Source organism: Paenibacillus sp. LS-5, from assembly GCF_056121505.1.
In genome coordinates this window covers 1-10,481 of the sequence record NZ_JBWAVA010000035.1, presented here as the reverse complement: position 1 = coordinate 10,481, position 10,481 = coordinate 1, and the positions used below count along the sequence as shown (strand labels likewise).

Genomic DNA, 10,481 nt, shown 5'->3' with positions numbered 1-10,481 from the left:
TTGCGTTAAAATCGCGACTTCCCCCTCGGGGGAAACTATGCTTCAAAGAGTTTACACAAAATTATTGACAGACCCTTGGCTTTGGATCATTTGACTTTTGTTATCTTAATTAAGAACATATCAAGCGTCTATACTCAACAGGGAACGATAAAACAAGTTAATACTTAAAAGGGCAGGATAATCCCATTACAAAAGGTATGAAGTCCTTATCTTAGGTATTCTATTTTTTGAATGAGGTATGGATGGATAGGCAAAGCATATTAATGCAATTACTCGCTTCCACTCACTTCATTTTTCGTTTTAGCTTTAGTTCTTGTTCTTTTCACAGGATTAGTTGGTTTCTCAGATTCAGATACAGGTTCGGGATTTTTTAATTTCTCTGAATTATATCTGGCTATGAATTTATGTCCTTCTTTAGAAGTTTGAATCTTCTCATATCTGACTCCTGCAACTTTTACTTTTTCTAAAAGCCCATAAGATATAAGTTTAGGTGCAACTTTATAATAAAGTGCAATGATATTATCTGAAGACCCTGTACCATTTATAATACCAGTAGTGAAAGTGTCGGATAAAGTAACAAGCACATTAAGCAAGCTTATCTCTTTTTCACTTTTTGATACCTCTTTTGGTAAAGTAATTAAAGTTGCTTTGAGAGTATCTTTCAATTCTTCATAGTCCCATCCACCTATCATTACTTTCTGTTTCTGCTGTTCCTGCAATTTATCCAGTTCAGCCTTCAGCTTTGCATTTTCCTTTAATAAAGCCACATTCTCTCTTAATGACTCTTCTGCGTTCCCAACCTGATCAGCTTTAACCCATCCAATTAGGTTATCATCTGTTTCAAATTCCTTTAATGACCCCATCGTGATTAGCTTAATGTCTTTTATATCTTCATAAAACTCTGAAATATTCCCCAATACTTCAGTCTTAAAGACTTGATACTCTTTATAATGTTCATATTCCTTATTATTAGGATCTTCTTTTGCCTTCTCAAGCAATTTACTTTCTGTTATCACAATCGCAAATCTACGCTTCCCCAATTCACCAGCATAGTCATATTCCCAATGTGTATAACTCTTGCCTGTCTCTTCATCAATACTTCCATATCTTCCACCCAGGATCAGCATATAAGCGTCTGATTCCTGTATCCACCGCTGTATAGTTGCCTTCTGTGACTTGTCACCTGACTTAAATAACTCCATACCAGCAGGGATATGTCCAGCATTAAGAACGGCTGAGACAGCCGCTTGTCGTTCCTCAATCATATCTGTATATGTAGATGAAATAAAAACCTGTAGCTTCTTCTTCATATGTATTCTCCTTATGTATTATTTGCTATCTAATTATACAATATGTTACAGGTTTCAACATACAAATAAATCAATGAATCTAAAAAAATCCATCATCACAATCATTGACAGCCTTCTAATTTAATCAATTCAACTATTCCCTTTAGCTCAATCCAATTGTTACCTTTCGTCTTCACATAAAGTTTTCCATTGATTAATTTGCCTGTCCTGTTTGTAACATTGGACCATTGGTCCGAAGTTCAATATGCAGATACAAAGAAAAAGCCCTAGAGAACGTCTCAGGGCTAGTATACATGTACATATTTTTTATTCAGCGTTGTCATTCTCTAAAAATAGCTGGATACTTTCTATAAATACTCTCTGTCTCTTCTGATATATCATTTCTTAGCTTTTATGGACTTGAGCGTCTTAAATGAATACATTCATTAAGGCTTCTACTCATAGATCATTTCTTGAATCAACAAAGTGCTAACTGCTACATTTTTTATTAATAAGTCGCAACTATCTTCGGTTGGTTTAATAATATAATCACCTTTTCTAGTGATTGTCAGCAATCTACCTACTACCTCTTGTCCATTGATGAGATTAGCAGTTAACAAAAACTTTTTGTTAAAAAAGGTTTGTATCCATAATTCCGATATTCTCCTAGACATAGAGGATAGGAGATATAGACCGAATGAAAAAAGGATAATCAAAAAGCCACAACCAACAATTGACTCCAAATTAAAAATAGAAACATTTATAGAAACGTACAACATTCCACCAAATAATATTTCAATAGAAATTCCATAAACTATTATCGTGATGGCTTTAATAAAATCATTCACACTTTTATTTTTACTAACAATAAGAAATATTGGAGACATCACTGCTATAGGGATAAGAATATAATAATTCTTATTATCCACAGTTCCTAACGATAACAAGTAAATGAACGCAAGAATTAATAATAAACTCAGAATAAAAAACAGATTGACTCCAATAATCTGTTCCTTTTAACCTGATTATGTATTTTCTCAATATTGCTAATATTCTGTTCTGTAATCAATGATAAAAACATAGTTGTACTTGCTATAGTTTTACTGTCCAGAATACCTCATCCTTTGTATTTAAAATTATTCTAACAACTAAACACTATTTTCTTCTTGTAAACGTTGAACATAAATCTTTTGTGTTAACATTTCTTTCTTTCCCATTGTTCTAAATACATTAGTTTCTTTAGGTGAAGGTGTATCGCCTAACAAAAACAAATCGCTACTCGTAGGATAGTATACATACCATTTATCTGAAGATTCATTCTCTTGGATATAAAAGTAATCTCCACTATCCTTTTTCTTCTTTTTTTCGAACTGTGAAAGCGAAAATTTCATTCCACCCATTATCACAATACTATAAGCAAAGAAAATCATTACAAACACCAAGAATATAGCAAACAACTCTGTATTGTTGCTATATTTGATCCCCCTATTAATTACAAGTGGAGCAAATAAAGAGGGGATAAAAAGGGTAGCTGACAATACAAATACAGATAATAACACCAGAAATGTTAAAGCATGAATTTTCTTATTACTAGTTATCCTCTCTATAAGACTTTTTTCAGAAATGCTAGTGTTTATCAAAATCATACTAGAAATAATCAAAACATATGACAAGACGTTCGGTAACACAATCATAATTTTTTTGGAGATTTCAAAATGATTATTGGAGTAAAATCCATAAAAGCAATAAAATAGAAATCCAATAACTGCCATGTAGATTGTTGACTGTATTATAAATCTGAATAACTTGACCAGCATTCTCTTCTCTTTTGTTAGTAATGTTCTTTCAAAATTAGATGAAGTAAGAGTAGTAATAGGTTGTATTTTCCTCAGTACCGGAATTAACGCCGCTATTAAGGCTATTAGGCCACCCCAACTCATTGTCTTTAAAGATAACCCAGCTATCTGATCCCACACTTATATCCCCACACTCCTCGTCATCGTCTATCAAATAACCTTTTCAGCGCTTCTAATGACTCTTCCCTATAATAGGTAGCTAATACACCACAATTCAATGCGGTAGATGCTCCAAGTATTGTAGTGGCTATACTACTACCAAAGAAAATCAGATTTAGGATTAACATTATGATGGAACCAATGGCAATTGAAAATGAGAGCATAAAAGGGTTATTCAAATTAACAACTCCTTGCTCATAAATTATGAAAATACACTATTCATCTTATTGCCAAGTGAATAATAAGCATCTACAGCCTTTTCATATTTCTTTACAAGTTCATTATGTTCATTGAGTTTATATCTATTATTTCCCTGGCTTTTCAACAACAGATTGTGAGTTATTCCTTTTAGTAACTGTACTGCATACATAAGCTTATCAACGTAATCAATAAAGATACCACACTTATTAGTATCTTCACTTCCAGATTGTCTTATGTCATTAACTTGTGTTTTATATCTTGACAAATCATTATGGATATTTTGAAGTTTCTGCTCTAACTCTTGAAAATTAATTGCTTTAAACAAGAATGGAATAGGAACTGTTTTCCTAAGCGTCTTCTTGAATATCTCATCATGTATAGTCGTGTAATCGGTAAGCGAATCATTCAGATTCCTAGCTATGGCAATTAGGCTGCTCGTATTCTCCTCCCTCGCTTCCGTTAACCTTTAACTTGTCAATTAAATAATCAAAAAACAATATACATCTCAACGAATTTATCTCATATCCAAATTTAGTATCACCACCATGCAATATTGCATGTCTACTCAAAGGTGAGTTGATAGCTTCTCCGTGATCAAACTTCTCGTGAACAAGTTTTATGTAGAATGATTTAACTGCATCATCAAATGAAAATTGACTAGATTCATTTAAAATTGATTCAGCAAGACGTTTAACTTCTGCTTGTGTTATATATCCTGACTTATTACTTCTTTCAATAATTACCCCTTCAATCTGTGGTAGTAGTAAAGCGATTGAACTATAATATCTTCCATTGATATGATTATTAATAACCTCTTCTAATATCGAGCTTCTATTGTCTAACCATTCTATTGTTTTCCATTGCTTAAGATATCCCTCAAGCATTGCTTGATTAAAATAAGACAGTAATTTATTTTCTATGAATTCTTTAGCTCTCTCTGGGCCGTATTTATCATAAAACTCTGGAAATTCGCTTATATCTGAGAACTCCATATCATAGTGTGGCGGGAAATTGAATTCCAACATAATCATTTTATAGCGCTCAGTATTGTCAGTTAGTCTTTTTACTGATTCAGATATAGTTATAGCAAATTGTCCAAGTTTTTGTGAAAATACTGTCCATCTTTCAATAGGGGCTTCTAACTTCTTGCTCAAATTTGCCGATGCCTCTGCAATTTGTTGAATACTATTTGCATATGCATGTGATTGCTGTTCTTGCCAATGCTGAGCAATTTTCTTATATTTCTCTCTAAAATCTTTAAGTGGATCATAATTATCATTATCCATAACAATTAGCTCCCTTGTTTTCATAATTAGCAAACCAAATCATAAGTTATTGTCGGTATATGTAGTATAGGATTATTTTATCACGAAAAATATTACGTTAGTACCATTATTTAGGTTTCACATCACGTTAAACATGATAATGTTAGTTACCGTCAGTTCGACGGGTACTCCTATTCTCGCTGGACAAAACTGTCCACTGAGCTACTTATACATGCATCAATTCTAAGGCTAATTTGCTTATAGTTTTCTTATGGATTTCAAGTTGTGTGATTGTTATAGGGTAGTTGTTAGGTTAGTTGTTAGGGTACGAATTGAATGAGGGGAATGCATAAATTGGTTATAATGAATGAGGGGATATAAAAAGGCACATGTATCTGTTTGGGCAGATATACATGTACCTTTAGAATGCTTCCAAGTCGCTCTCAGGTTCTTCCTAATATAATTTATTACTATTCCGTTTGTGTTACCCAACGCCAAACAAATATCCTATGTAGATCAGCAAACAGTTATACCATACGTAAAAACAAATAACTTGATACTGAAAATCGATCAGTGACTCATATGTAACAAGAGAGATACTAATATAATTAATTATAATAATTAACCTTGTTTCAGCGATTTGTCTTCATCTTTAGACCTTATCTTTAATCCTTTGACTTTATCCTTTATCCGTTGAAGCGTAGCGATTCCATTTCAAACAAGAGGCGTTAGCCAATTGTAAATACTGAATCTAAACATCTAAATATATAAAGATCTACTAACTACTAACTACGGTCAAGTTTGAGCGTCCCAAATTTGACTAGGTTACGTCCCATTCTTTACCTCGATGATTTTCACAATTTATCGATGTTTTCAAACTCAATGAAATAGTGATTATTGAACCGTTTATGTATCAATTTATCGTTATCATCGTATTCATGTTTGTTCCCCATTTGTGTTGCGTCACAGAAATCAACTTCTTCTTTTTAAGTTCACTATGTAACTCAATAATTGTTGGCTTACTCATATGTAATTCATTTTTCATTCTGGTATCAATTCCAGCGTAGCAAAAGAGTTTTGATGTATTTTTTACGTTTATGTAGGACTTGAGATAATACAAGAATCTGACTTCTTTTGGGTTTAACTTTCCATCTTTCAACGCATACAATAATTTTATAGGCATAGACGAAAAGTACTCCCCATCCCTTCTATTCTCACTATCAAAACTTTCCTTATTGATTGTCATTGACTTACCTTCTTACGCAAATTTTCCATTTTCCCTCTATGAGTAATGTATACCATATCTTCCATGTATTTATCTCTTCCAAGATTATTGATTAATATCAATAGCACTCCCAAAATAATGGTGGCTAGAATATATTGATACTTTGTAATATATCCAGAAATTTGAAATATGAGCAATAATAAGGCTGGAGGCAAATTAATAAAAATTATCTCGAATATTATACGTAGCATGCGATGTATCAGAAACCTCACCCCGCCTAATGAAACTTGCATTTCATCATCTTTCATCTTGCATCATATCTGCTTGAATATCTAGCATTGTAAGTTCATACTGCTTTCTTGTAAGTTCGGTTCTAGCTCTATCATAAACTACTCCTATGTCGGGAATATGCATCTCAAAAAAATCAATACAATAATCAAACGCCATCTGTAACTTTTGAATAGTTTGTTTTATTTGATCATCAGTCATAAATAAGGGAGATTTCTAGATCTTCCGGAATATCAATATCGCAAAGAAACTTGATTCGATTAATTGCCTCAAAATTGTTACAGTTCTAAGATTCGGTTTTGCGTCAAACACTGTCAGCAAACTGCCATTCTTTTCCATCTTCTCTTTAGCACTCATATAACTTTCTAAATCAGTAAAGATTAAATATTCATTCTTTTTTCCTAAAACATACTTCAGTAAAATTTCAATGCCGTGATTAAGAGAAAGAACGGCATCTTTTAAATTGTGGTCTAAACCGATATTATCGTGCAAATCTAATAGCTTTTCAAAGGTAATATATGCGCTTTTCAATGAATCTACACCATTTCCAACTAGATTCATCTTCAATATTTTGAACACTCCTTTAGATAATGATACATGCCTTTCATTAAAATATACCTTTTTCAATCATAATTCTTCCTACCTCGAACAAAACCGCAAATTCAACCATTTTAACTTTTGCGATCCTTGAGTTGTCCTTTTTTCTATAGTAATAAATTCCGTCTGTATATATGTAGTCATAAATAGGTTTTGTATCAAATACATAATTTGGTTCGAGCGACCCTACGCCTTGAATTATACCAGATGCAATTGAATGATTCCCGCCAGTTGTGATAAAAACAATACGTTGTGGCAACCATAGTTCTACATTATGGTTCGTATCATCTTTTTTCCATTCTCCCTTACTTCGCCCCTTACCAATTTTAACTAGAGACTCTATTAATTTCCCATAGCTCCATGGCCAAGGTAAAACTAAATCTTCTTTAAGACTAACAGCATAAGATTCAGTAGGATGTTGTTTGAGGTAGTCAAAAATATAATTACGATTTTCAATTTCTTCCTTAAGAAACACTTCCCCAGGAGTAATATTCGGAAGTCTAGAGTGTGATGGATCATACAGCTTATTAGTGAGATATTTTGTCTGCGTTCGAAGGCCAATCAATTTTATTAGATCAAAAATTGGATGCCTTAATGGGATTTGCTCCAACCCCTCATGAATAGAAAAAGTATCGTATACTGCCATCATCATATTATCAAACAAAAGCTTTTTATCTTTTTCGCTTTCCTTAATGGATCTATTGTAAACACTTAGTTTTTCTTCAGAACGATTAGCGAAAATCTTTTTTATCTTATTGAACAATTATCTCACTCTCCGTTTTACACATAACCGCTTTTTCAATTTCATGAAATAGCCATTAATTAAAAATCAGATTCTTCATCAACCTTTACAACGTAATAATGAATTAAGTCTTCTTTTTCTTCTTTATATTTTATTGTAGCCTCATTGATACTTAGTTTGTCTTTTCTTATAATATCATCCAAGCTCCTTGTGTATTCTCCTTCAAACTCCTCATATTCTTTACAAGCCAAAAAATATGCGTAATCAATAGCTTCATCATAACTCTCAAACTCCGAGGTCTCTATGAGTTTTGCTCCACCAAAACCTGCGCTTAGACCTGCATATATTCTATAATTTTCCATTTAGTTCATCCTCAGTTCTTGAAATATTAATTACGGTCAAACAGTCATTTTATCTGTATCAATAATTATCAAACCATGCATTAGCAGCAACCTCAGCATCGACAAAACTAGAAAATATCTTTTTATCGCCTCTTGAATCATAAAGAATTCCATTTTTATCTGTTGCCTCAAACCAGTAAGAATCTTCCGATTCAGAGGGCAGATGAATTTGTACCTGTATTTCCTTATTCGTTTCTGCTTCATGAAATGCTACTTCTCCATTTAGCCAAGCCGCTTCTTTAAATATCAACATAATTTTCGTCTCCTTATAAATTAGTTATTTTAAATTGTTTTTAATACTTTGTAGTCTCAATATCTGAATAATCTCATTTTTTGAAAGAGGCAAACTAAGTGCATGTTTCTCAAGCTCTTCAACTATATCTTCAATAAATCTAACTTCAATATTTTCTTGAGTGAACTTCTTAATCCATTTTGAACGATTTACTGGTTTCCCTAAAAGACTATATGTAGTGATAAAAATCTTCTTAATAAGATAGCCATGTGTATTACCCACAATGGAATCAATTTTTGCATTTCTTTCTGCAGCATTAAGTTGGTTAACAAAATGAAGAAATCCGTTTTGTTTATTCTCTCCACCACTGATTTTTGTAGATCCAGTTCTAATTTTCACTTCGCAGTCCAGAACTTCCTTTAACCTAACATTCACAGCAAGGATGTCGATATCTGAATGAAATTGTCCGTAATCAATTCCATCAATAATAAAGTAATTTTTTGAAGCAAGCCACGCATAGACAATCTTCTCATTTACATCCATATTATATCTCCTCCAATTCTTTCAATATTATGTATTTCGCCGTTCTAATCAATTAAACCTTTGAAGACATGTTACTCTTCAAACTCCTCTAGCTAGCATCATCAATAAACCAGTTTAAGGACCTCTGAACAATCTGATTATTTAGTGTCTTAACAGGATAGATACCTTCATTTTCAATCGTCTTGCCTAATGAGTTTATCATCTGTGTATGCCTTATAAAAATCTCATAATTCTTCATGAGTTGGCATAAGCGCTGCAAACAAATTCCCATATAGAGTATAATAAAAGTGAGATATGTTTGATATCCTCTACCCTCTTATTTTTTAAAAATAGGAGGTTTATCACATGCCAGTATATAAAGACGAAACAAAAAAGAAAAACAAGTATTGGTTTGAGTTTGAAGCCAGAAAAAAACTAATGGTAAAAGGAATGTGATAAGAAAAAAGGGATTCTTTTCTGAAAGAGCAGCTCGTGCAGCCATGGTCAAGGCTGAAAGTGAGTTTAACGAGGGAGATTATATAGATCCTTCAAAGCTAAAATTTTCGGTGTACTTATTAGATCATTGGTTGCCAATTAAAAGTTTAGCCAAATCCACGAGAGCTATGTACCGGAGTTATATCAATAATCACATTGTAGATAGTTCTGTTAGCAACACGCCTTTGGCAAACCTAACAATAACTGCTGTCCAAGATTTCATGCTTGTGTTGAAAGAAAAGAAATTAGGAAATGGTAAAAACTTGTCGCAAAACACCCTTAAGAAAATTTACTCCATCATCAATACTTCCTTAAATGATGCAGTAACGATGAAAAAACTTAAAGAAAATCCAGCTAAAAAAATACTTAACAAACCGAAAACCCAAAAAACAAGAGCTAAAGTTTGGAATCAAACTGAGATAAGAAAGTTTGTCGGAGAGTCTGAAGGCAAAAGTCGTTATAGTTTAGTGTTTAGGTTTACCCTAATGACTGGATTAAGACAGGGAGAAGTTCTTGCCTTACGATGGCAAGATGTTGATTTTGATCGAAGTCTAATACGAATCACTCAGACTCTTACGCATGATGGCAAAGAAATAAAAAACGGAGCCAAGTCTGATAGCAGTGTAAGGACTGTGCGTTTAGATGAGAAGACGCTAATTTCCTTGCAAAAACATTATCATCTGCAACAGTTAGAAAGAAGAGAATTTGAAGCAAGAGCGTCTGAAATGAAGCAACTTGGGAAAAGTTATTTCAATGGACGACAATACAGAGATTACGATTTAGTTTTCTGTACATTGCTTGGAACCCCCTGTTCTCCTAGAAATCTATCTAGAGCATATAATGATTTGTTGAAAGTGATTGATGTACCCAAGGTTACATTTCACGAATTGCGACATACACAAGCCACTTTCCTTCTGACAAAGAACATCCATCCGAAGGTGGTATCTGAGAGATTGGGTCATTCTTCGATAAAAATCACACTGGATACCTACTCTCATATGTTGCCAGAAATGCAAGAGTCGGCAGTAAAAAGTCTTGATGATCTGCTGTAATTGGGGGGCATTTTGGGGGGCAAAACACATTAATTCTATTTAAACTACTTGATATTCAATAAACTTAATAACAATTTTCAGAGTCTGTAAAATATATTGTGTAAACTCTCAAACCCATTAAAATGGAAGTAAGAGAAAGGTTGGGGAGAGCACATGG

The 10,481-nt window shown here is 33.0% G+C and carries 13 protein-coding genes; 1 reads left to right on the top strand and 12 read right to left on the bottom strand.

The window, feature by feature from the left end; genetic code table 11:
- Nucleotides 1-269: 269 nt before the first annotated feature.
- The 12 genes from AC0MA3_RS26250 to AC0MA3_RS26195 all read right to left on the bottom strand — a co-directional run bounded on the left by AC0MA3_RS26250 (nucleotide 270) and on the right by AC0MA3_RS26195 (nucleotide 8,798).
- On the bottom strand, nucleotides 270-1,310 hold the full coding sequence (locus AC0MA3_RS26250; protein ID WP_474658321.1) for a DUF4062 domain-containing protein: 1,041 nt from the start codon (nucleotides 1,308-1,310) through the stop codon (nucleotides 270-272).
- A gap of 434 nt (nucleotides 1,311-1,744) precedes the next feature.
- Nucleotides 1,745-2,218 carry a hypothetical protein gene (locus AC0MA3_RS26245; protein WP_474658320.1) on the bottom strand — a complete coding sequence of 158 codons (474 nt, stop codon included), beginning with the start codon at nucleotides 2,216-2,218 and terminating at the stop codon, nucleotides 1,745-1,747.
- A 219-nt stretch (nucleotides 2,219-2,437) separates the two neighbouring features.
- The gene (locus tag AC0MA3_RS26240) at nucleotides 2,438-3,265 is read right to left on the bottom strand and encodes a hypothetical protein (RefSeq protein WP_474658319.1); all 828 of its coding nucleotides are present in this window, start codon (nucleotides 3,263-3,265) and stop codon (nucleotides 2,438-2,440) included.
- A 241-nt stretch (nucleotides 3,266-3,506) separates the two neighbouring features.
- Nucleotides 3,507-3,830 (bottom strand): hypothetical protein, encoded by a 324-nt coding sequence (locus AC0MA3_RS26235; RefSeq protein ID WP_474658318.1) that lies wholly within the window; start codon nucleotides 3,828-3,830, stop codon nucleotides 3,507-3,509.
- 88 nt (nucleotides 3,831-3,918) lie between these two features.
- Entirely contained in the window at nucleotides 3,919-4,791 is an 873-nt protein-coding gene (locus tag AC0MA3_RS26230; protein ID WP_474658317.1) for a hypothetical protein, read from the bottom strand.
- Between the two features lie 892 nt (nucleotides 4,792-5,683).
- A complete protein-coding gene (locus AC0MA3_RS26225) occupies nucleotides 5,684-6,016 on the bottom strand; it encodes a hypothetical protein (RefSeq protein WP_474658316.1) in 333 nt (110 codons plus the stop codon).
- Nucleotides 6,017-6,292: 276 nt separating this feature from the next.
- Nucleotides 6,293-6,484, bottom strand: a complete 192-nt coding sequence (locus AC0MA3_RS26220; RefSeq protein ID WP_474658315.1) for a hypothetical protein — start codon at nucleotides 6,482-6,484, stop codon at nucleotides 6,293-6,295.
- 15 nt (nucleotides 6,485-6,499) lie between these two features.
- Nucleotides 6,500-6,850, bottom strand: a complete 351-nt coding sequence (locus AC0MA3_RS26215) for a hypothetical protein (RefSeq protein ID WP_474658314.1) — start codon at nucleotides 6,848-6,850, stop codon at nucleotides 6,500-6,502.
- 40 nt (nucleotides 6,851-6,890) lie between these two features.
- Nucleotides 6,891-7,643 carry a DUF6710 family protein gene (locus AC0MA3_RS26210; RefSeq protein WP_474658313.1) on the bottom strand — a complete coding sequence of 251 codons (753 nt, stop codon included), beginning with the start codon at nucleotides 7,641-7,643 and terminating at the stop codon, nucleotides 6,891-6,893.
- Nucleotides 7,644-7,702: 59 nt separating this feature from the next.
- The gene (locus AC0MA3_RS26205) at nucleotides 7,703-7,984 is read right to left on the bottom strand and encodes a hypothetical protein (protein ID WP_474658312.1); all 282 of its coding nucleotides are present in this window, start codon (nucleotides 7,982-7,984) and stop codon (nucleotides 7,703-7,705) included.
- A 58-nt stretch (nucleotides 7,985-8,042) separates the two neighbouring features.
- Nucleotides 8,043-8,276 (bottom strand): hypothetical protein, encoded by a 234-nt coding sequence (locus tag AC0MA3_RS26200; protein ID WP_474658311.1) that lies wholly within the window; start codon nucleotides 8,274-8,276, stop codon nucleotides 8,043-8,045.
- Nucleotides 8,277-8,300: 24 nt separating this feature from the next.
- Nucleotides 8,301-8,798 carry a hypothetical protein gene (locus tag AC0MA3_RS26195; RefSeq protein ID WP_474658310.1) on the bottom strand — a complete coding sequence of 166 codons (498 nt, stop codon included), beginning with the start codon at nucleotides 8,796-8,798 and terminating at the stop codon, nucleotides 8,301-8,303.
- Between the two features lie 431 nt (nucleotides 8,799-9,229).
- On the opposite strand from AC0MA3_RS26195, the gene AC0MA3_RS26190 reads away from it, so the two are divergent.
- Nucleotides 9,230-10,324: a tyrosine-type recombinase/integrase gene (locus AC0MA3_RS26190; protein WP_474658309.1), complete on the top strand. Its 1,095-nt coding sequence runs from the start codon at nucleotides 9,230-9,232 to the stop codon at nucleotides 10,322-10,324.
- Nucleotides 10,325-10,481 lie beyond the last annotated feature (157 nt).